At 59.6% G+C, this 21,702-nt stretch carries 17 protein-coding genes and 1 pseudogene; 6 read left to right on the forward strand and 12 right to left on the reverse strand.

From position 1 onward, the window contains the following. Positions 1 to 23 precede the first annotated feature (23 nt). The 3 genes from AAGW05_RS12120 (at position 24) to AAGW05_RS12130 (ending at position 4,980) form a co-directional block, all read left to right on the forward strand. Entirely contained in the window at positions 24 to 530 is a 507-nt protein-coding gene (locus tag AAGW05_RS12120) for a universal stress protein (RefSeq protein WP_411804782.1), read from the forward strand. Then, on the forward strand, positions 508 to 3,153 hold the full coding sequence (mgtA, locus tag AAGW05_RS12125) for a magnesium-translocating P-type ATPase (protein WP_411804783.1): 2,646 nt from the start codon (positions 508 to 510) through the stop codon (positions 3,151 to 3,153). The genes AAGW05_RS12120 and mgtA overlap by 23 nt, the downstream gene beginning before the upstream one ends. Positions 3,154 to 3,273: 120 nt before the next feature. Then, a complete protein-coding gene (locus AAGW05_RS12130) occupies positions 3,274 to 4,980 on the forward strand; it encodes an IS1634 family transposase (RefSeq protein ID WP_411804784.1) in 1,707 nt (568 codons plus the stop codon). Positions 4,981 to 5,038: 58 nt separating this feature from the next. Here the strand turns inward: AAGW05_RS12130 and AAGW05_RS12135 are convergent, their stop codons facing one another. Next, positions 5,039 to 5,284 carry a hypothetical protein gene (locus AAGW05_RS12135; protein ID WP_411804785.1) on the reverse strand — a complete coding sequence of 82 codons (246 nt, stop codon included), beginning with the start codon at positions 5,282 to 5,284 and terminating at the stop codon, positions 5,039 to 5,041. Between the two features lie 872 nt (positions 5,285 to 6,156). Here AAGW05_RS12135 and AAGW05_RS12140 point away from each other — a divergent pair. Both AAGW05_RS12140 and AAGW05_RS12145 read left to right on the forward strand, forming a co-directional pair. Then, positions 6,157 to 7,053 (forward strand): slipin family protein, encoded by an 897-nt coding sequence (locus AAGW05_RS12140; protein WP_411804786.1) that lies wholly within the window; start codon positions 6,157 to 6,159, stop codon positions 7,051 to 7,053. 30 nt (positions 7,054 to 7,083) lie between these two features. After that, positions 7,084 to 7,926, forward strand: coding sequence for a universal stress protein (locus AAGW05_RS12145; RefSeq protein ID WP_411804787.1), 843 nt, complete (start codon positions 7,084 to 7,086; stop codon positions 7,924 to 7,926). Here the strand turns inward: AAGW05_RS12145 and AAGW05_RS12150 are convergent. Together AAGW05_RS12150 and AAGW05_RS12155 are read right to left on the reverse strand one after the other, a co-directional pair. Continuing rightward, positions 7,847 to 8,965 carry a zinc-dependent alcohol dehydrogenase family protein gene (locus AAGW05_RS12150; RefSeq protein ID WP_411804788.1) on the reverse strand — a complete coding sequence of 373 codons (1,119 nt, stop codon included), beginning with the start codon at positions 8,963 to 8,965 and terminating at the stop codon, positions 7,847 to 7,849. The genes AAGW05_RS12145 and AAGW05_RS12150 overlap by 80 nt on opposite strands. Before the next feature lie 118 nt (positions 8,966 to 9,083). Next, entirely contained in the window at positions 9,084 to 9,497 is a 414-nt protein-coding gene (locus AAGW05_RS12155; protein ID WP_411804789.1) for a pyridoxamine 5'-phosphate oxidase family protein, read from the reverse strand. A gap of 174 nt (positions 9,498 to 9,671) precedes the next feature. Here AAGW05_RS12155 and AAGW05_RS12160 point away from each other — a divergent pair, with 174 nt between their 5' ends. After that, the gene (locus tag AAGW05_RS12160) at positions 9,672 to 11,393 is read left to right on the forward strand and encodes a GAF domain-containing protein (protein ID WP_411804790.1); all 1,722 of its coding nucleotides are present in this window, start codon (positions 9,672 to 9,674) and stop codon (positions 11,391 to 11,393) included. On the opposite strand, the gene AAGW05_RS12165 is transcribed toward AAGW05_RS12160, so the two are convergent. From AAGW05_RS12165 to AAGW05_RS12205, 9 genes and pseudogenes are all read right to left on the reverse strand, one after another. Next, the gene (locus AAGW05_RS12165; protein WP_411804792.1) at positions 11,387 to 12,085 is read right to left on the reverse strand and encodes a response regulator; all 699 of its coding nucleotides are present in this window, start codon (positions 12,083 to 12,085) and stop codon (positions 11,387 to 11,389) included. The genes AAGW05_RS12160 and AAGW05_RS12165 overlap by 7 nt on opposite strands. Before the next feature lie 417 nt (positions 12,086 to 12,502). Continuing rightward, positions 12,503 to 13,711, reverse strand: coding sequence for an HAD-IC family P-type ATPase (locus AAGW05_RS12170; RefSeq protein WP_411804793.1), 1,209 nt, complete (start codon positions 13,709 to 13,711; stop codon positions 12,503 to 12,505). Positions 13,712 to 13,822: 111 nt separating this feature from the next. After that, positions 13,823 to 14,464 (reverse strand): NADPH-dependent F420 reductase, encoded by a 642-nt coding sequence (locus AAGW05_RS12175; RefSeq protein WP_411804794.1) that lies wholly within the window; start codon positions 14,462 to 14,464, stop codon positions 13,823 to 13,825. Between the two features lie 59 nt (positions 14,465 to 14,523). Continuing rightward, complete coding sequence (locus tag AAGW05_RS12180; protein WP_411804795.1) at positions 14,524 to 14,994, reverse strand: pyridoxamine 5'-phosphate oxidase family protein; 471 nt, start codon at positions 14,992 to 14,994, stop codon at positions 14,524 to 14,526. Positions 14,995 to 15,128: 134 nt separating this feature from the next. Continuing rightward, a complete protein-coding gene (locus AAGW05_RS12185; protein ID WP_411804796.1) occupies positions 15,129 to 16,895 on the reverse strand; it encodes an ABC1 kinase family protein in 1,767 nt (588 codons plus the stop codon). 454 nt (positions 16,896 to 17,349) lie between these two features. After that, complete coding sequence (locus AAGW05_RS12190; RefSeq protein WP_411804797.1) at positions 17,350 to 17,655, reverse strand: hypothetical protein; 306 nt, start codon at positions 17,653 to 17,655, stop codon at positions 17,350 to 17,352. A 632-nt stretch (positions 17,656 to 18,287) separates the two neighbouring features. Beyond that, positions 18,288 to 18,758, reverse strand: coding sequence for a pyridoxamine 5'-phosphate oxidase family protein (locus AAGW05_RS12195; RefSeq protein WP_411804798.1), 471 nt, complete (start codon positions 18,756 to 18,758; stop codon positions 18,288 to 18,290). A gap of 288 nt (positions 18,759 to 19,046) precedes the next feature. Next, positions 19,047 to 20,513: pseudogene (locus AAGW05_RS12200) on the reverse strand (IS1182 family transposase). A 159-nt stretch (positions 20,514 to 20,672) separates the two neighbouring features. Beyond that, positions 20,673 to 21,410, reverse strand: coding sequence for a hypothetical protein (locus tag AAGW05_RS12205; RefSeq protein ID WP_411804799.1), 738 nt, complete (start codon positions 21,408 to 21,410; stop codon positions 20,673 to 20,675). Between the last annotated feature and the right edge of the window lie 292 nt (positions 21,411 to 21,702).

Raw genomic sequence — 21,702 nt, forward strand, 5'->3', positions numbered from 1 at the left:
ACTTAAGAAAGATGGTTCCAGTCATGGAAGACCAGATAACCCGTGTGGGTCCACACATTGTGGTTGGTGTCGACGGATCACCCGAGTCCGTGCTGGCCCTGAAATGGGCACAAACGCTGGCGGGCGTACTTGAGGCAACCATCACGGCCGTCACAGCTTGGCACTTTGAGACAGCTTTTGGCCCCTATTCGGCGTCTGAATGGGATCCCGAGTCAGACACCCAGCAGGTTTTGGATACCGCCCTGACACAAGCGTTTGGGGATCAGTTCCCCTCAGGCTTGAGGGCGCAGGCAATCCGGGGCCGTCCGGCACAGGTCCTCATCGATGAGGCAAAGTCCGCCAAGATGCTCATTGTCGGCTCCCGTGGGCATGGGGGATTCGCTGGCATGTTGCTGGGGTCTGTCAGTTCGGCATGCGCTGAACACGCTAGTTGCCCGGTGTTGGTGGTTCATGGGGCAGACGATGGTGCGGAAGTGGCGGCTGTGGGCGCAAGTCATGAGGACGCCGATGAGCCTGTCCGTAAGAACTGAGCCGGCAAACTTCACACAAATTTCACTTGCCGGCACAGCCCGCCTCAGCGGTGAGCAGGTTCTTCGCGAACTCCAGTCCTCGGAAAGTGGGTTGAGCGGAGGTGAAGCTGCACGTCGATTGGCCGCCGTTGGAGCCAACGCTTTAAGGACCCACAAGGCCAGCCCATGGTCGGTGCTGGGCCGGCAACTTCGCAGTCCGATCTTGATCCTTTTGATTGTCACGGCCGGGCTGTCCTTGTTTCTGGGGGACGCTACGAATTCGATTGTCATTGGGGTCATCTTGGTGGTGAGTGTGGGTCTGGGGTTCAGCAACGAATTTCGGGCCGAACGTGCCGCCGAAGCACTCCATTCCCGCGTCACGCACACGGTCGTCGTCCTTCGGGACGGGGCCGCTTGCCAAATCGACGTCGTGGTTCTGGTGCCCGGTGACGTGGTTCGTCTGACCCTGGGAGCGATCATCCCGGCGGACATCAGGGTCCTCACCGCGGAGGGCCTGCTGTGCGACGAGAGCATCCTCACGGGTGAGTCCCTGCCCGCGGAGAAGGATTCGGTCCCCATCGTGGGGGACGCATCGTTGGGAGACTTGTCCTGCTGTGTTTTTATGGGCACTGTGGTCCAGTCCGGCAGTTGCACCGGCGTCGTCGTCGCCACCGGCGGACGCGCCGAGTTCGGCAAGATCGCACTGGGCTTGGGGGAACATCAGCCGCAAACGGAATTTCAGAATGGCCTAAAGCGATTTTCCTTCCTGCTTTTGCAGGTGGCAGTTGGCCTGACCACCCTGATCTTCATCGCTAATCTGCTGCTCGGGCGCCCCCTCCTGGATTCGTTGCTGTTCTCGCTCGCCATAGCCGTTGGCATTACGCCCCAGTTGCTGCCGGCAGTCGTCAGCACCTGTTTGGCAGCCGGAACTCGTGCATTGGCCAAGCGGAAAGTACTTGTGAAACGTCTAGTGTGTATCGAGGATTTAGGTGACATGGACGTGCTGGTCACAGATAAGACAGGCACCTTGACGGAAGGACGCATCAGCTTTACCTCGGCACTGCCTGTCGGCCCGGACATCTCCAAGGCCGGCCTGTTTACGCTGGGGCTTCTCTCCACGGAAGCCGACTATTCGCAGGGGACCGCCACCACAGTGGGCCAGAATCCTTTGGACGCTGCATTGTGGGAAGCCCGGGAAGCTGCCGAATTTGAGTCAACAGACCATCGTCGTCTGGGCATCATTCCGTTTGACCACCAGCGGCGGAAGACCAGCGTTCTGGTGGCTGATGCGACTGGAAACCAGCAGATTGTCACCAAGGGCTCGCCCGAGGATGTCTTGCTGCTGTGCGAGAACATTCCCGCATTGGCGCAGGAGATGCTCAATGAGCAGTTCGACGCCGGTGCGCGGGTTATTGCCGTGGCCACACGTGAGGTAGCGGGCCGAGAAGCCATAGTGCTGGCCGATGAGCAAGGACTGGTCCTGGCCGGTTTTTTGGTCTTCCTTGACAAGCCCAAGGCAAATGCCAAGGAATCGTTGGTGGAGCTGGCAACCTTGGGCATTACTGTAAAGATTGCTACGGGGGACAACGCTAGGGTTGCCGAAAAGGTCTGCAGGGATTTGGGCCTTGAGTCGGGGGGAACACTAACCGGCTTAGAAATCGACGCCATGACTGATACCGACCTCGGGACTGCTGCCAAGGATGCCAGTATTTTTGCCCGGGTCTCACCGGAACAGAAGGCGCGGATCATCAGGATGCTGCGCCAACAGGGCCGGGCCGTTGCGTTCCTCGGCGACGGGGTCAACGATGCGCTGGCTCTGCACAAGGCAGACGTCGGAATCTCCGTGGAAACCGCCACAGACGTGGCCAAGGATGCGGCGGACATTGTCCTGATGGACAAGGATTTAGGTGTGCTGGCCGAGGGGGTCAGGGAAGGGCGGCGGATCTTTGCCAACACCATCAAATACGTGCTCATGGGTACCTCAAGTAACTTCGGCAACATGTTCAGTGCGGCAGCAGCCTCCGTGGTACTGAGCTTTTTGCCCATGTTGCCCGGACAAATCCTGCTCAACAACTTGCTCTACGACACGGGCCAACTGGCCATCCCCGGGGATCGTGTCGATGCGGAACAGCTGCTCGCCCCCTCGCATTGGGACATCGCTTTCATTCGCCGCTTCATGCTCCTTTTTGGTCCGATCAGCTCACTGTTCGACTTTGCAACGTTTGGGCTGATGCTGTTTGTCTTCAATGCCGCACCTGGGGAGTTCCGGGCGGGCTGGTTTATCGAATCCATCGCCACTCAAACTCTGATCATTTTTGCCATCCGAACCCGCCGCGTGCCGTTCCTGCGCAGCCGGCCGTCGGCCGGTCTGCTCTGGGCCTCCTTGGCCGTGGTTGCCGTTGGCATCTCCCTACCGCTCTCGCCACTTGGAGCACTGATCGGCTTCGACCCGCTGCCCATTCCCTTCTTTCTGGCGCTTTTGGCCATGACCGTGGTGTATTTGGTGCTGGTTGAATGCGCGAAGCGGTGGTTCTTTTCCCGGCCTGTCCAGCAGTCCCCGACTGTTCGACGGCGCGGCCGGGTCCACCACATTCACCGCCGGGCAGCCCGGTTCAGCGTGCCAGAATCGCTCGACGGGTACTAGCGGGAGTTTCCTAGCTATTTCGTTTTTGAAGGCTCCGACAAAATAAAAACCGCGTAGGTTACGGCGTGTCGGGGCGTTCATTTTACCGAAATATGTATGACCTAAAGTATTGTAGATGGTATGGCGCTCTATAAGAAAACGGTCAACGGCAAGGTGTACTGGTACCTGCGTGAAATGGCGCGGGTCGACGGTCAGCCGAAGATGGTCTCCGAGCGGTATCTGGGTTCCGCGAAGGACATTGAGAAGCTGCTCGATGCCAAGGAGGCGGTCTCCGTTCCGGAGAAGACCCGGCATCTGGGCTTCGGGGACAGTGCCGCGGTCTGGGGCATCCTGGGCCGGCTGGATGTTGCCGGGATCATCGATTCGGTCGTGGGCGCCCGACGCAAGGACGCCGGGGCCTCCGTGGGGACGTACCTGGCATTGGCGGCGTTGAACCGGGTCGTGGCGCCGACTTCCAAGCTGGGTTTCGCTGATTGGTGGAAGTCCACGGCGGCGGACCGCTTCACGAAGATCCCCGCCAAGGTGCTGGACCACCGTCGCTTCTGGGATGCCATGCACGGCGTGTCCCTTCCAGAGCTGGCGGTGATTGAGGAACGCATCGCGGTGGCAATGGTGACCGAATTCAACCTCGACATTTCGGCACTGGCCCTGGACATGACGAACTTCGCGACCTACATTGATTCGGCCAACGAGGTGGCCCCGATTGCTCAGCGTGGCAAGGCGAAGCAGAAGCGGGCCGACCTGCGCCTGGTCGGGCTGGGGCTGGTCATCACCCGCGACGGCGGCATACCGTTGCTCGCCCACGCCTACCCGGGCAATAAGCCCGATGTCACCCAGTTCCCGCTCATGATCGATGCGCTGGGCACCAGACACAAGAAGCTCGCCGAGACTGCCGGAATTTCAGCCTCTCCGGAGGTGACGGTGGTTTTTGATGCCGGACAGAACTCGGCCTCCAACTTCACGCAAGTCACTGACACCGCCCTGGCCTTCGTCGGCTCCGTGCCGCCCTCCCACGTCCCGGACCTACTGAAAATTCCCGCCACCGACCGCAAGGCCGTGGATGCGGCCCGGTTCGGCGGACTCAGCGCGACCGAGACCCGCAGGGTCGTCTACGGTACCGAACGCAGGGTGATCCTCACCCACTCACCAACCCTGCACGCCAAGCAAGTCGCCGGGTTCGCCCAGACCCTGGCCAAGGCCCAGCTGAAACTCGACGAGCTCGCCGATACCCTGGCCCGTGGCAAGGCAAGGCGTACGACCACGGAACTGGCAGCGCATATCAAGACCATCACCGCCGATTCCTGGCTGCGCCGCGTCCTGGAGGTCACCATCACCGGTAACACCCCGGCCACCCACCGGCTCACCACCACCGTCAACGAGGAAGCAAAGGCGGAACTCGAAGAAGAAGTCTTCGGCAAAAGGGTTCTGGTCACCTCCCACGAGAACTGGCCTGTCGCGGATCTCGTGGAAGCTTACCGCTCCCAATCCGATGCCGAGTTCGGATTCCGGCAACTCAAAGACCCCCACGTCGTCTCGTTCTCACCCATGAATCACTGGAGCGAGCACAACATCCGCATCCACACCTTCACCTGCGTCTTGGCACTGCAAATCGCCCACCTCATGCGCCGAGAAGCCGACAAAGCTGGCGAACACCACTCCGTTCGGGAACTTCTGGAACGCCTCGCGAGCATCGGTGAAACCGTGATGATCTACCCCTCCACCGGCGGACGCCCCAAAGCCCGACGCATGCTCACCGAAGACATCGACACCCACGCCAAACTTGCCGAGATCTTCAACCTCAACAAATGGGCACCCAAGAAAAATTAGGTCATACACTCCCAACCACTCAAAAGCGCCTCTGACCAGCACAAACACCAGTCTGACCTCAATTAGCTAGGAAACTCCCGCTAGTCACCAGGGAAGCCACGAACCGGGCCACGGGAGGCTGGCCTGCCGGTGTGTCAAAGCCGATCAATGCTGAAACTATGACACCTCCAACAATGCCCAGCCCGCCCGGTGTCAGCGGCAACATGGCTAGGATGCTTCCCCCGCCGTACACCGTCAGCAGGGGCCCGATGTCAAGATAATGTCCGAAGGTGGCCAAGAGCACCCAAAGCGCTGCAGCGTCCAAAAGCCAATTGGACGCGGCGAGCGTAACGTCTCGGCCGAGTCACCTAGGGTTCCAGGACAGCAGCACGATTTGACTGGCCATCATGCGAAAAAAGTTTTCGACGGAATCTTCCCTTACCAGGGGCACATGCCGGACCACTCCGCGTGCGGCCTGGATGGCCCGGTCCGTATGCCGGGTCAGGAACCAAATCCCCACACCGGTGGCCAGCAAAGTAGAGAGGGCCGCCGCCGGGCACCACATGATTGACGCCCATGACTGCTAAATCGATCCGAAGCAAAGTGAAGTAGCTGGGCCTTCCGACACCTAGGAGGCTTGCCGTCAAAGCGGAATAGGCGAGCAGGGTCGATAATCCAGACAATCAACACGAGCGCGGAGGCAACTGCCAAGAGCCACTTCGGGATGTTCCCGTGCACCACAACAGGAGCCGGAACGTGGCCGGCCACGGGGTCGGCGGGCAAGGCAAGCCCAACGGGGTGCTCATTCTTAGAGTTCCTGGCTTGCATTGCCCTCCGAGTCCTCGATTCACAATTGAAGTCGCACGCCAGCTAAAGCGCACGTTCAGGAAATACCCGGGGTTCCTTTTGAGCCTAGGCCCTCAGTCGGCGAATGGATAGGGTCGAAAGGCACAGAACTCTAGAGAATTCAGAGCTGCGCGGAGCAGGGGCCTTGGTGGCTGAGGTGTTCTGCGACACATCGCCGATTAGGGTCTTTCGACTCTCCGCCGCAGGTATTTTCGAGCCTAGCGTTGAACCAACGTAAGTTTCGCTGTCCGTGAGTTCGCGGCAGCACCCACACGGCGACAATCCATCCGGTTTGGCGCTCAAGGTCCGCCCGCGTCATTCCACGGATGGGCAACACTCTAAGGAAACGCCATGACCATCCTCATTGGCAGCATTGTCGCCATCGTCATTGTGCTCGTGATTGCGGCAGTGCTTGCCGTCCACGTAGTCAATCAGTATGAAATGGGCGTTGTTTTTCGCCTGGGCCGAGTCACGGACGTCAAAAAGCCCGGGCTAGCGCTGATTATCCCCTTGATCGACAGGATGCCAAAAGTCTCGATGAGAATCGTCACGATGCCTATCCAGTCCCAAGGCATCATTACCCGCGACAACGTCAGTGTCGACATTTCCGCCGTCGCCTATTTTCGCGTCGTGGATGCCGTGAAATCGCTGGTTGCCATTGAAAACGTGTACTCAGCAATCGACCAAATTGCCCAGACCACCCTGAGAAAAGTCGTCGGGCAACACACCCTCGATGAGACGCTGGCCGAAACTGATGTCATCAACTCAGGAATCAGAGAAATCCTGGATGTGACCACGTTGGAATGGGGCGTGGAAGTGACCCTGGTCGAGCTTAAGGACATTCAGCTCCCTGACAGCATGAAGCGTGCCATGGCACGCCAAGCGGAAGCCGAGCGCGAGAAGCGCGCAAAAATCATTGCCGCCGAAGGCGAATCATTGGCCGCCGCCGCGCTCGGCGATGCCTCGGACACCATGATGGCACACCCGCTGGCGCTCCAGCTCAGGAACCTCCAGACGCTGGTGGAGCTGGGCGTCGACAAGAACACCACGGTTGTCTTCCCCGCCCCGCTGATGAGCACCATCAGCGAACTGGGTGCTTTCATGGCCCGCGAGACCGCATCGGCGAACGCTGTGAAGGTACCTGGCGTTGCCGCGACGGGAATGCCTCGCGGCCTCGTTGACCCGCTTGCCGCCGTCGTCCAGAACCCCGGCCAGGCAGACTCCTACGGGATTGTTAGGACTATTTGATTTATGCACGCAGGGAAAGGACAGGCTCCAATGGCAAATAAGCAGGACATTGTGGTGGGGGTGGACCAGTCATCCTCCAGCAGGGCCGCCCTCGCTTGGGGTGCGCGGCGGGCGGAGCGGCTCCGCCTTGGCCTGCTTCTGGTTCATGTGATCCCTGATTATCTGGTGTCACCCGGGAATCCCGAGTACCGGAGTGTTCACGACGCCATCGCCGGCTTCCTGGAGAGTGAGGCAGGCACGGCTCGGGAACTCGCGCCAGCCGTGCATGTGCAGACCAGGCTGGTCAGTGGGGAGACGGTTCCTGTGCTGGTGGAGCTATCCGCCGGTGCCACAATGGTGGTGGTCGGAACGGATCGGACGGCCGACTCACATGGGGAAGGCTTCGGTGCCGTGAATCTGCAGCTCGCCATGATGGGCCGGTGCCCCGTTGCCGTGATCCCGGTACAGCACACAGCAGTGGATGCCGGCGTCGTCGTCGGCATTGATGGTTCCGCGCACTCGCTGGCTGCCGCCTATTTTGCCGCCGACGAAGCAGTGGAAACAGGGAAGGAGCTCACAGTCATTTACGCTGCCGGCAGTTCCTCCGGTGCGCGGATGGCCACGCGGGACGATCCGACGGGGCGCATGATCCTGGAGTCAACCGTCTCCTGCCTGCGAGCCCGCCACATACACCTGAGCGTTTCCGACCGCTTCGACTCCGAGGATGCACCGGCCAGCGCCCTGGCCGGTGCATCCCAAGGGGCTCAGATGCTCGTGGTGGGAAGCCGCGGCAGGGGAGCGGTGCAGCACGCGATCATGGGCTCAGTGACGCAGGATCTGCTTCTGCACGTTCCCTGCCCCCTGATCCTGACCCGACCCGCCGGGCGAGGATGACTTTGAGTGCCTTGGTTTCCGCTGCCCGGGAGAACGTGTCGTACGCTTCAAGGAACTGGTCAAAGGTGAAGTGGTGAGTTGCCAGTTGGCCGGCCGGGATCTTGTTCCGGGCCACGAGTTTGAGCAGCATCGGGGTGGTGCTGGCATTGACCAGGCCCATGCTGATGGTGATGTTTCTGATCCACAGCTCCGCCATGTTCAGGGTGACCGCCTGCCCGTGGACGCCGACGTTGGCCACGTGGCCGCCCGGCCGGACCAGATCCAGGGCCATGGTGAGGGTTTGCGGGGTTCCGACGGCTTCAATGGACACGTCGACGCCGGCACCGTCTGTTAGGGCCAGTACCTGGGCTTTCCAGCCCGGGGAGCCGGACACCACTGTGTTGGTGGCCCCGAAATCGAGCGCCTGATTGAGACGGTTTTCATCCAAGTCGATGGCGATGATCGTCGCTGCTCCGTAGAGTCCGGCTGTGGCAATCGCGGCCAGGCCTACGGGGCCGGCCCCGATGACGGCGACGACGTCGCCCGGGGCGACGTGCCCGGCCTTGACACCAATTTCAAAGCCCGTCGGGAGTATGTCCGAAAGCATGACACCCTGATCGTCGCTGACATTCTCCGGCAATTTGTACAGCGAGTTGTCCGCATACGGCACCCTGACATACTCTGCCTGGGTCCCGTCTATGAGGTGACCGAAGACCCAGCCAATGCCGGATTCACCTTCATCGCCAAGGCAGTGGGAGTACAGTGAGATTCGGCAGTTGGTGCAATGCCCACACGACTTGATACACGAGATGATGACGCGGTCGCCCACTGCAAAGTTGCTGACCGTCGAGCCCAGTTCAATAACAGTCCCGACCCCCTCATGGCCAAGAATGCGCCCATTTTGCACGGCGGGAACGTCACCCTTGAGGATATGCAGGTCAGTGCCGCAAATGGTGGTTGTATCGACGCGCACAATCGCGTCGGACTGATGGAGAATTGCCGGATTCGGGACATCGGTCCAACTGATCTGTCCTGGACCGTCGTAGACGAGCGCCTTCATGGTTTGTCCTTGTGTTGGGGGTGGTATTCGGGCAGGTGACTACTCAAACGTTGAGCGCCGTGCGTCGGTTAGGGGTGTAGTCCAATTGTCGGCCCTGGTGACGGGGAACCGCCGCCCATTAAGCGTCACTGTGCTGATGCGCACCAGGTGTTCCTTGTTGCCGCCCCTGCCACGGTTGAAGGGGCGGGGCTTGGGATTCGGCGGGCCCGGGTTCGTGGTGGAGCTCTTGGCTGATACCGCGAAGGACCACGCTCAAGGCTTGCTCTGTCCTCGCGTCGTAACCATCGATTTCAAAGGACACCTGGGCGTTGGAAGTTTTGGCAAGGAATTTGGCTCCTTTGGCGGTGCGGAAAATGACCGAACCGTTGTCCACCGCGTAGTTGACCGGAAAGGTTTCGGCGTGGCCTTCGATGACAACGGCCAAACGCCCCAGATTCTGTCCTTTCAGCAACGTCCAGCACTGGGGCGTGGAGAGCATTTCAATGGCAGGGGAATCGGGGGTAGTGACTGCCGGACTAGATTTCATCGTCATGGAACCGACTCTAGATGCTTGGCGCCCGGTGTTGTAGGGCACAAAGGCCCCAGCGGCTTGAGCTGGGCGGCCATGCTTGGCAGTCGAACTTCCGGGAACGAGCGTAGTCTGTCAATAGTTGCCCGGTGAGGTGGGCCCGTGTCCGATGACCGATGTCCGATCGAAGGTGGGTCTATGAAGGAATTTAGCGCGGATTCGGCTTCGCCATTGCTGCCGACTGCCGCAGGCACAAGGATTGAGGACTTGCTCCGGGAATTTGTTGATCGGGCGGGGGAACTGCTCTCCACACAGGAACGAATGAGGGGCTTGCTAGCGGCGGTTGTTTCCGTGGCTGAAGACCTCAGCCTTGATGCTGTTTTGGAGCGGGTCGTGAAATCCGCCTGCACGCTCTTGAACGCCCGCTACGCCGCGCTGGGGGTTATCGGTGAAGACCAGTCGTTGAGCCACTTCATTACCGTTGGTATTGATGAGGATCTCATTCGCAAGATTGGTCCCTTGCCCACGGGGCACGGGGTCTTGGGCCTGCTGACCAGTGACCCGCGCCCGTTGCGCCTGCACGACTTGCACGAGCATCCGGCTTCCGTTGGATTCCCTGAGAACCATCCGCCCATGGTGTCTTTTTTGGGTGTCCCCGTACGGGTCAGGGGAAAGGTCTTTGGCAACCTGTACTTGACCGAAAAGGCTGGCGGGGAAGACTTTACAGTCGAGGACGAGGAATTGGCTGTGGCGCTGGCGGCCGCGGCTGGGGTTGCCATTGAAAATGCCCGTTTATTTGAGGATGCCAGGCGCCGTTCGCGTTGGCTGGAAGCGTGCATGTATGTCACTGGCCGCATGATGGATGACGAACGTAATATCACCGAAAGCAGTCTGGACATGATTGCGGAGACCGCTCTGGCCGAATCGGAATCCGCCCTGACCATGATCGGGGTATCTTCGGACACCGGACCTGAGCTCTATGTCGCAGCGGCCGCCGGGGAACGGGCACCGCTGCTGGCTGGCCGCTCGCTGGCGTTGGACGCACCGGCGATCGCAGAAGTGTTGAGGACAGGTGTCCCGACGGTGTTCGAGGATGCCACCGAACTGCTAGGCGAAGCAGACGGGACGGCGTTTGGGCCAATAATTGTCATAGCGTTGGGCCCGCAGGGAACAAATCAGGGGCTTTTGATCTTGGCGCGGTACCTGGGTTCAGGCAGCTATTCCAAGATCGTGGTGGAAATGAGCGCCGTGTTTGGATCCCATGTGGCGTTGGCCTTGGAACTGGCCCGGACGCACAGATTGCGTGAACAGCTCATGGTTTTCACCGACCGGGACCGTATCGCCAGGGACTTGCACGACGTCGTCATTCAGAGGCTGTTTGCGGCAGGGCTCAGTGTCCAGAGTCTGCAGCGATTCATCACGGACAAGACGGCATCCGAGCGGATCAGGGCCGTTACGACCGAACTTGACGAGGCTATTCGTGACCTGCGCAATACCATTTATTCATTGAGGGTCAGTGCAGATGAAACAGAACTTCTCAGTGACTTGATCCTGCGGGCCGTTCGTAATGCTGCGAAGCCGCTGGCCTTCGCACCACGGTTGAATTTGGCCGGCCCCATCGACTCGGCAATTTCCGAGGCGACGGCCAAACACCTTTTGGCAGTCTTGACTGAAGGATTGAGCAATGCGGTGCGGCATTCCGATGCGGGAACCATCGAAGTTTCCATTGACGCGACGGTGAAGAACGTGACTGTCACAATTGATGACGACGGTGTTGGGTTGGGTGTCCCGGGTCACGGAAGTGGGCTCTCCAACATGGAACAGCGGGCAAAATTGCTCAACGGGACATTTGAGATTGATAGTGCAAACGGCGGAGGAACCCGCATGAGGTGGTGCGTACCGGTGGCAGATCGTCAATGATGTTCCGGAGCGCTCCGCCATCGTGTGTCGGTTATGAAGATGGCAGCCTGCGTACGTCGTTCAAATCCCAGCTTGGCCAGGAGCGAAGAGACATAGTTCTTGACCGTCTTTTCGGCGAGAAACATCTCCTGGCCAATGTCCCGGTTGGTCAAGCCGTGCCCAATAAGCTGGAGTACGCGGGCTTCCTGCGCGGTCAAAGCCGAGATTCTAGGATCCGTCCGTTCTGGTTCTGCCAGACCCTGGACCACTTTAGCCATGACCTCGGGGCTGAATAGTGATTCCCCCCTGGCGGTGCGACGAAGGGAGGTGAGCAAGTCTGTGCCGTCAATTTCCTTCAAGACGTAGCCTGACGCTCCCGCAAGGACGGCGCCGCGCAGGGCCTGTTCGTCGTCGTAACTGGTGAGAATAAGGCATCGCAGCGTTGGATCCACGGACCGTACGTCGCGGCAGACTTCGATGCCCGTTCCATCGGGCAGGCGCGCATCCAAGACCGAAACGTCTGGATGCAATGCCGGAATGTGACGGGTCGCCTCTAAAGCGGAACCGGTGGAACCGATGACCCTGAATCCCTCTCCCTCGAGGAGTTCTCTTAATCCCCGCCGGACGAGTTCATGGTCGTCGAGAATGAACACCGTTATGGGCGCTACAGGCTCCAGTGTGGTCAGTCGATCAGGATCAATTAGCCGATCCATGGTCCTTATTCTCCGTTCGTGGTTGTGGTTCCCGCTGGGGGTTCTAGTGGCGGGTCGATGTGCTCTACCTACGGTTGTATCAGTGTTGTCAGTCTTTCTTACCCGCCATCGGCCAACAAGGGCCTAAAGTCATGTGGGGGTAGCCCAATTTCTGTGTCTCGAGTTGCGGGGGAGCCGACTGTAGTTGACGGGTGCCTGAGGTGCATTGGACGGCGATGTGCGTAGTATCCCTTCCGATACGGACTGCGCTGCACACCTTCGACAAGTCATCCACCATGATGACCACGTCGGCGGACTCGCTTGCGGCCGTGGGCCCCGTTGCGCCCATGGCGATTCCAATGTCAGCAGCAGCCAAAACGGGAGCATCATTGACACTATCTTCGACCATCATGATGGGTCGGGGCATGAGATTCTGCACTATCGAGACTTTGTCGGCAGGCTGGCAAGCGTTTCCACGGCGTTTTCCCGGAGAGGATCGCTCATGATGAGTGCCCCCGCATAGCGGGAATCGACTCCAACATGGATTGTGAGACGGCCGCCGGAAAGTTCTTCCTCATGGATTGGACCGGTACTTCGTGACACGAAGCTCCGCTTGCCCACCACAACGGCGTGCTCCCCAATGTCGGCGAGGACTGCGTCGGTGGCAGGTTCGGCAGCGTCACTGGGGCGGTCGATTTCCAATCCGCGAGCCAAGGTGGCGGTAACCACTGATGAAGCCAAAAAATGCGCTGAATATTGTTCCGCGGAGCCCGCCAAAACCAGGAGTTGTTCTGCGTTGGGAGATCCTGTGTTCCCGGGTGCAAGCGTTACATTCTCCAGTGTCGGATGGCCTTGGGTCAGAGTGCCAGTCTTGTCAAAGACCACAGTCTTGACACGGGACGGAGAATCCAATGTCCCATCATTTTTGACAATGACCCCGTTCCTCGCTGACCGGCTCATCCCTCCGAGGAAGGCCACGGGGGCGACAATGAGCAAGGGGCACGGGGTAGCGACGACGAGCACTTCGGCAAACCTCATGGCCTCCCCGCTGCGCAGCCAATCAACGTCGGCAAGCATTAAGGCAAGGAGGGTGAAGGGGACGGCACAGCTGTCGGCCATTCGGACTACTGGTGCTCGGCTGGTTGACGCTTCCTCAACCAACGCCACAATACGGCTGTATTGAGAGTCCGACGCTCCGAGGGTGGCGGATATGCGGGCAGCTACTGGACCGTTGAGCGATCCGCTGAGGACGAGGCCGCCCTCGACGACTTCTGCCGGCAGGCTTTCGCCTGTGATGGCCGATTCGTCAAACGAGCCCGACGCCGAAAGCAACCGGACATCGACCGGCACCACCTCGGCGGGGCGCACAAGCAAAACGTCCCCTGCAACCACATCTGCGACCGCAATGTCCTCCAAATTCCCGCCGTCAGCTTCACGATGTGCCGTTTGAGGGGCACGGTCAAGGAGGTCGTTGAGTTCAGCCGTCGCCCTGCCGGAAGCGTACTTTTCCAAGGCAGAACCCCCTGCAAGCACCAAGACAACGATGAGCGCGGCGATATATTCACCAACGACAATGGTGCTGACAATGGCTGTAACGGCCAGCAATTGTGCGGGACCGGGCTGGCCCAAGGCCAGTAGCACGAGCACAAGTCACCCGACAACAAGGGTGGCGGTGATCATGAGGTGGTTGCGTATCAAGGCCATGGTCACTTTCTGGTTCACAGGTTCGGCGCTCAGATCAGGGGCGGTTCGGGACTGTTAGGGGAGCAGGTTCAAAGACGTGTCCCAGTTGAAGTTCTCGTGGGCGGGGCTGACTTGCAGGCCCATGACCAGCAGCATCATGGCCTCGAGTTCGCGTGCCCGGCGAAGCGGGCCAACATCGATGGGACGCAAACCCGACGCGGCAACAACGGAGCTGACCTTGAGCTTGGCCTGTTCCGAGTCGCCGGCAATGAAGACATCCAGTGGCACTCCGGACACGGATCCCAATTCCAACGGCTTCGCGAAACAGGTATTGAACGCCTTGACTACTAAAGCATCTGGACTGGCGTGGAGCGCGATTTCTTCGGCTGCCGACGTCCCCGCAGGGGTCACGAGACTGTCGAAGGTGGCTAGGTCAACGGGGTTACTAATATCCACCACGACGCGTCCGGCGAGGGCGTCACCGTAGAAAAGCACCGACTTCTTTGCCTCGGCAAAGGGGACAGCAAGGAACACTATGCCGCCTTCGGCGACGGCGCCTTCCCCGCCACCCTGGGCCCCGGCCCCGAGAAACTCGACGAGCTCGCGGGTCTTTTCCCCGTTGCGTCCTAGAATCTGCACGGAGTGCCTGGCCTTGAGCATCCGCACAGCGATGGACCGGGCCATATTGCCGCTACCTACGATGGTGATTTGTTCCATGGCGGGGGTGCCTTTCAGAGGGTGATACATGGGTGTAGGAAAGTCTGGATTTGGTGTTTTCATTCAGCTGAGGAATGGCTGGCATTTGCTTGAGGGGTCCACCACTGCGCCGGATCGGCCACCTTGAATTTGCGGCCTGTGACTAAAGTCGGAGCAATGCGGACGAACGCATTCTTGTGCCCGGAGTGCCAAGGGAAGAGCATCAGCGAATAGCTGTCCAAAAGATCCTCGGTCGAATTGATGAGCGCCGCACTGCCTTTCACGACAACACTCCATGCAATGCCGCTGGCGGGGTCGACGCCGTCAGCCTCCATGGCTACGGGCGTCTCACCCTGCGTTGCGGCAAGCTTGGTTCCTTCGCCGGTGCGAAAGACAATCGTGCCATGGTCGACGGTGAAGTTTATGGGGAAAATGTCGGGGTGGTCCGTGACCCAGAGGGCCAGACGTCCCACGGAAACTCCGCGAAGCAGGGCCCAGCACTCGTGAACGGGTAGTTCTTCCGTGGGGGTAGCGTCTGGGTTGTTCATCATGGAATCGAGCCTATGCGGGCGGCGCGGGTGCCAATAGAGTCCAAAGACCCGCAGCAGTGGCGATGCACAAATTTCACTGCGGCGACCCCGGTCGGCGGGCGGCGGTTTGCTCTACGCCAAGAGCCTGAGCGGTACTAGCGGTCGCCCGCGGTGCGGCGCCGGGCGGTCCAGGCCAGGTAGCCACCTAGTGCCGACACCGCACCAACACCGCCTGCCACCAGTGCGTTTTGCCAAGTCCGCAGTCCCTTCCGGTCTCCTGCCGTCAGTTCACCGATTCCTTGAACAAATGCCGCAACGATCATGCCGGCAACCAGGCGGTTACCAATTCGTTCAGCCCGGACCATCAGCGGAGCCAACTCCTCTGAACGCAAGTGGAGCTCGACGCCGTCGTCCAGACTGTCAACTAAATGTCGTATCTTATCGGGGAGTTCCGCACCCAAGTCTGCGGCGTCCATTCCCCATTTGCTGAGGTTGCGTGCCAAATTGTGCGGCATGGCCCGTTCGAAGGCCAAGCCCCTGGCAAAGGGCTTGACCACCGTGCCCAGGTTGAAATCTGGATTCAGTCGCGCACCCATCCCTTCAATCATGAGGATCATTTTCGTTAGAAGGGCCATTTCGCTGGGCAGCTGAAGGTGGTGATTTCGCAGCATAGCCAGTATTTGCCCGATGAGGGGCGAGATTTCAATTTCACCCAATGAACGCCCCTGATACTGCGCCATGAAGTGCAGGACGTCCTGCCGCAGTACGCCTCGATCCGTGCTGGGTCGGTTGATGGAAAGAGCCAGCAGAGCCCGGCAGATTCGGTCAGGGTCATCGACGCTGAATGCCATTAACAAGCCTCCGAGGTGGCCTCGGAGCTCTGCGCCAACTTCGCCCACCATGCCGAAATCGATCAATCCGATCAGACTGGTGGATTCAACTAAGAGATTGCCCGGGTGCGGGTCGGCATGGAAAAAGCCATCCTCAAAGATCATTTTGACGGCAGCCCTGGCTGCCAGATCGGCCAAACGGTTTTTGTCGGCGGTCGGCATGGCGAGGACCTCGGCGCCGTCGATCTTCAGGCCAAAGATTCGTTCGATTGTCAGTACCCGTGACGTGGTGGTGGGCCAGAAGATTTTCGGAATATGGATGCTTGGGTCGTTGGTAAAATTCTTCGCGAAACGTTCCGCGTTGCGCCCTTCTTGGAGGTAGTCGAGCTCGGCGCGCAGGGTTTCGGCAAAGCCGGTGGAAATCGCCTCAAGGTTATAGTCGGCCACGGCCGCCCAGTTGCGGCTTGCCTGGTGGGCAAGGTTTTGGAGGATCTCAAGATCCTCCTGGACTTGGGCCACGACGCCGGGACGTCGAACCTTTACCACGACGGCCGTTCCGTCATGCAAGGTAGCCGCATGGGCTTGGCCGATCGAGGCACTTGCCAAGGGGGCGTCGCTGAAGGTTGCGAAAAGCTCTTCGGGTGCAGCCCCGAGCTCTTGTTCGATGAGTGAACGGATGATCCCGGCGGGCACCGGCGGCGCCTCGGTTTGAAGTTTGGACAATTCCACGAGGAAGTCTGGTGGAAGGATATCGGGCCGGGTAGACAGCACCTGCCCGAGTTTGATAAAGGTCGGTCCGAGCTCCTCCAAGGCCCTTCTCAACCGCTCGGGATTTGTGACATTGTCAGGCTGCCAATTGCCCGAGCCCAGATGCAATCGTCCTAGGCCAAGTCTGGCGGCTAGAGAACCGAAGCCATGTCGGGCCAGAATTTCCGCGACCTCAGCGTATCGCTCAAGATGGTTGCCCATAAATTCTCCCGACGAAGGTGGTCTTCGCGCCTCTTTCGATCGATGACATCGAGTCGGTGCGAAGTGGTTCAAAGTGCTATCCGAGTGGTAGCGGGCAAACTCGAACAGCTGGCATAGTGCCATGGCAACGAGCTTAGCGTCCGTGCCAGCAGAAAAGTAGCCGCCATTGATTCGCTGCCCAGCCCCGCTTTCGCCCTTGGCAGGCCGATTACTGCGGCAATGGCGATCGTCTCAGTGCGCAAAAACCACAAGGAAACCATTGGCCGAAAGGAACTTTCGGGCCGTCAATGACTGAGATTTCCAGCATTTGGGCGCCCCGTATCCACTGGCGTCAACACCCTGATGATGGCCACGCCCGGGACTGATCCGCTCCCACACCGCCTTGTAATGACTGCAGGAACATGGCCGATTCTGGCATTATGGGGGAATACCATCCGGAACCGGTTCATCTCTAGCGGTGACTGGCGCCCGAACCGGTACATCAACACCATCGCGTTGGCGAGAATGCGCACAATCAAGGACTCCCGAGCTCGTCAAACGGAAAATGAACACTGGACGCAGTAGTCGCGGATTACTTCTACTCGCGCTTGAGCGAGAGTGCCAGGTTCGGAATGGCGAAGGACAAGAGAAAGATCGGCAAGATGCGCTTTCCTCCACAGCGGAAGCTGGCTATTTCGTTTTCGGTAACTTCGAATGTCTCGATGCGGCTGGAGTTTCGGCCATTGCGGACTTGCAGGGTGTGCCGACCGGGTTCAAGTGGTATGTCGATGGTCTTGTTCAGTTCCAGGGTCCCTGCCTGTTTCCCATCGACCACGGCGTCGTAGCTGCCGCGTCGGACTTCCATACCGATGGTTTTGTGCGTTAGCTTCAGTGTTGCGGACATTATCTATATCCTCGTACCTGTTCAATCGGTGTCTGGACAAGTGCCAGGCGAAGTCGATTTGCCAACTTCTGCAGCCATGACTTTCACAGTTTTCCATAGTAGTGCGGGTGGTAGTCCGATGGCGCTGCAGCGGATCCGGTGAGGGACGCTGACGAGAGCTGTGCCCGTAGCAAAGCTGTTCACCGCATGCTTTGTGACGTCGCAGGGACGGTGCCGGCGAACACCGAAAGGATTGTTCTGGCGGGTCCTGCGATAGTGCGGTAGTTGTGCATGTCTGACTCTGTGACCAAGTGTCCGTAGATTTCGTTGCACCGGGAGCAGAAGTAGGTAACTTCCATAGTGTCTGGCGGGCACCAATGGCGCCGGCAAACGGAACTGATGAAGGTGTGGGCATCTGTGCCGCACTTCTCGCACCAGATGGGTTGCTTTGTCTGGCCCTGGATCATTGCTCCGGGTGCCGACTGACTGGTGTTTATATTTCGGTCATACATGGTCTAAAACCCTTTCCTGGCCGCGCACCGCGGCCAAAGGGCCCTAATTCCCCGTTTGTCAAGTGATGCCGAAGCCACACCAGACAGGACCAATGGCTCTTATGCGCCCACGGTTCCGGCTGGATGGTCGTTCGTGGTGGGTCATTCGGGCGCCGCGCGAGGCGCGTCCGCCATTGGATTCCACCAGGATGCGGGGTCGGCGACCTTGAATCTGCGTCCGGTAACTGAGGTTGGTGTGATGCGGATGAAGTGGTCCTTGTGGCCGGCCTCCCATGGAAAAAGAGGGAGCCCGACGGTGTCGAGTACGTCGTTGATGGCGACGATGTCGGTCGCCTCACCCTTGATGACCACACTCCAGGCGACCCCGGAATCCTGATCCACCCCGTCCGCCTCCAGCGCAACTGGCGTCCCACCGAGCGAGGACGTCAGCTTCGTGCCCTCACCACTCCTAAAAACCACAGTTCCGTGATCCACCGTGAAGTTGATCGGAAAGATATCCGGGTGGTCGTGAACCCAGACAGCAAGGCGGGCAACGGATACAGAGCGCAGCAGCTGCCAACACTCATGGGTGGCCAGTACGGTGGTACCCGCCGGGGCTGGGTTCTTCGTCATGTCTTCGAGTCTAGATCGCCCAAGCAACCGCGGCTAGGGCCAAAGTCCCACATGCCGAACGGCAGGGTATGCACCACTTACCCTGCCGTTCGGTCCTAGGTGCGTGGGTCGGTAGTGGTTTGAGTTTTTGGCCGGGGCGCGGCAAAATCGCTATTTCCGGCATGGATTTCTGCCGTTTCCTGGCTCGTGGAGTGCTGGTGCGGTGGTTGGTGATTTCGAAGCTGTGTGACGGTCCTGATCACTTTCAGGCCGGCCATGGCGGTGACCTTTTTGGCCTCTTTCCTGTGCTTAGATTGCCGGGTTGGTGCGGTGGCTGTGGAGTTTGAGCAGGTTATGGCACGCCGCGAGGAACTCCCACTCATGTGCTGCTTTGCCCATGCCGCGGAGCAGGAGGTATTTGCCTTGTCGGGTGTGGATTTGCCCGAAGACCGGTTCCACAATGGCCTTGCGCCGGGCATAAATCTCCCGGCCTTTCTTCGTCTTCAGTCTCCGGGCCATGCGTTCACTGAGGGTTGCTTTGGCAGGGATCCTGCCCCGGGGTGTTTCCGGAATTGGGGCACCGTGCTTCATGCGCCGAGTGGAGATGAAGAACCCGGTCTTATGCGCGGCCTCGATCTCCTTGATGTGTTCAAGATTCGCCGCTGAGCAGTACCCGGCATCGGCACTCCACGTCACAGGAACCGCACCCACCGTCGCGGTGGTGTGCTCGATCATGGGGAGCAGCTGCTGGATATCGGTCGGGGCGTTGTTCAGCACGGTGGCGATGATGACTTGGTGGTCGGCATCAACCACAGCCTGGGCGTTGTAACTGTAGTGGTAGGAACCGTCAGCGGTCTTCATGATCCGTGCGTCCGGGTCCGTGAAGTTCCGTTGCGTCTTCGGTTTCGGCACCGCCGTTGCCGCGGCCGTGTCACCGGCACCGGTGATGTCATCATCATCACCGCCACGGGAACGGGCCTCCTCCTCGGCAGCGTGGCGGGCTTTGTCCGCGGCTTCTTCCTCGATTGAGGCCCGTGCCACTGCCATCGCCTCCGCCCGTCCTTGCCGGTTCGCCAACTCCGCCGGCAGTTCGTCCCCACGCTTGCCCGGGCCGAAGCGGGCGTCTTCATCGGCATCAACGGTTTTTGCTTCTTCCATCAACGCACTGATCTCCTCAGCCAAGACTTTCTGTTTCTCGGTGAGCCGGGCGTAGGACATGGCCTTGTGCCGGGACGCGTTCGCCCGCACTTTCGTCCCGTCCAGGGCGACCTTGCCCAACGAGACCATGCCCGCGGCCTGGCACAGTTGCAGGGCCTGCAGGAATACGTTCGCCAACGCGGCCAGGTGGCGTTGGCGGAAACGTCCGATCGAGCGGAAGTCCGGGGCCTGCTGGGCAGCCAACCACCGAAACGCCACCACATCGGTACAAGCCCGTTCCAGTTCCCGGGAGGAACGGACCCCGACGCAGTATCCGTACAACACGATCCGCAACATCAACCGTGGATCATACGGTGGCTGACCCTTCGCCTTCCCATAGGCCCTCTAGAACCGGTCCAGGTCCAGTTCCTCATCAACGAGTTCGCCGATGAACCGGGCCAGATGATCCTGGGGCAGCCACTCATCCAAAGACGGCGGGACCAGCATCACCGCGTCAGGCTCAAAAGCCCTGAACCTCTTGTTCACCCCGCCGTTGGCATCGATACGGCCGTCATCAACAACCGGCACACGCTCAACCACTGACTCATCAAAAAGGCCGCCCTGGGCACCAGCATCCATACCCCCGATTCTCCCAGCCACCCACCAAAAACCCGGCTAATCCTACGGCGTTTTAAAAACCAATCCCCGACTACTGACCCACGCACCTAGAAGGCTCCGCTTTTGCCTCATAGCAATACCTGCGGGAAGCTGACTCGTTGCCTCGTTTAGAAACCTCCGCTAAGGATTCTTTGTCTGTTTGATGTTGACAGGTGGTTTCTCCGGTGAGGTTTTCTGAGCCAGTGAGAGTTTCTCCGGCTCTCTGGTCAGATTGAGGATGTCGCATTGGAGGTGAACGGGTCGTAGGCGCTTGAGGGTGGCGTTCATCGTGATCACGGGCCGTTTCCATACGGTTGACTGTTTCACTGCTCGCTGGTTCGGGGTGGCCGGGACGTCGTAGTACTTACTGACTTTCGCCCCGTAGGGTTGTTTCTTCGTCAGCTTTTGCTGGGGCAGGAGGTAGTTCGTGAACGATCGGTCCGGCTCCCAGACTTCGTTGAGTTTGGCCAGTTCAGGGGCTGTGTCGTAGCGGTGGTATCCGACGGTCTTCCGGACGATGTGCCAGTTCTTTTGCTCCACATGAGCCCCGTCATTTTTGTTCCCTGACCTAGTCCTGGTAAAAGTCAAATACTCCTGCTCACACCAGCGGAACAGCTCCCAGTTGATGAACTCGCTGCCGTTCTCACTATCGAGTCCATGGATGGGAAACGGGAAGGCCGCCGTGGAATCGTTGGTAGCCGCAAACACCCATTTCTGGGCTTCGTTCTTCACCGACCGGGTCACGGTCCATCCCGTGGCGATGTCAATGACATCAAGGGTGAAACAGAACTCGCCCCGGGAATTTCCGCCCTCATGGCCAACTAAATCTATCTCAACAAAACCGGGGACAGCGTCGTCCCACTCGGCCCAGGTCCGCATCGGAATGGAGTCTTTGAGCAGCGTCCCGGGCTTGGTATGTGAGCGTCCCCGCGGATCCAATTTCACCCGGTCACCCTTGAGCCCCTGTCGATCGTGGCCGGGGAGATACGTAACAGCAATTCTGCCGTCACATCGTCAATATCCAGTTCCTTGAACCGGCGAAGACGCGGCCCCAGATCCGGCAAGGCCGCCCGAAGGGCACTGGCCTTCGTGACTGCTCTGCGCTGACGATTCGATTGCTCCATCGCTCACAGTGCCCCGCCAGCAACCACCAACACGGCAGACGCGCCGC

The organism is Arthrobacter sp. LAPM80 (assembly GCF_046736435.1).
Lineage (GTDB): Bacteria > Actinomycetota > Actinomycetes > Actinomycetales > Micrococcaceae > Specibacter.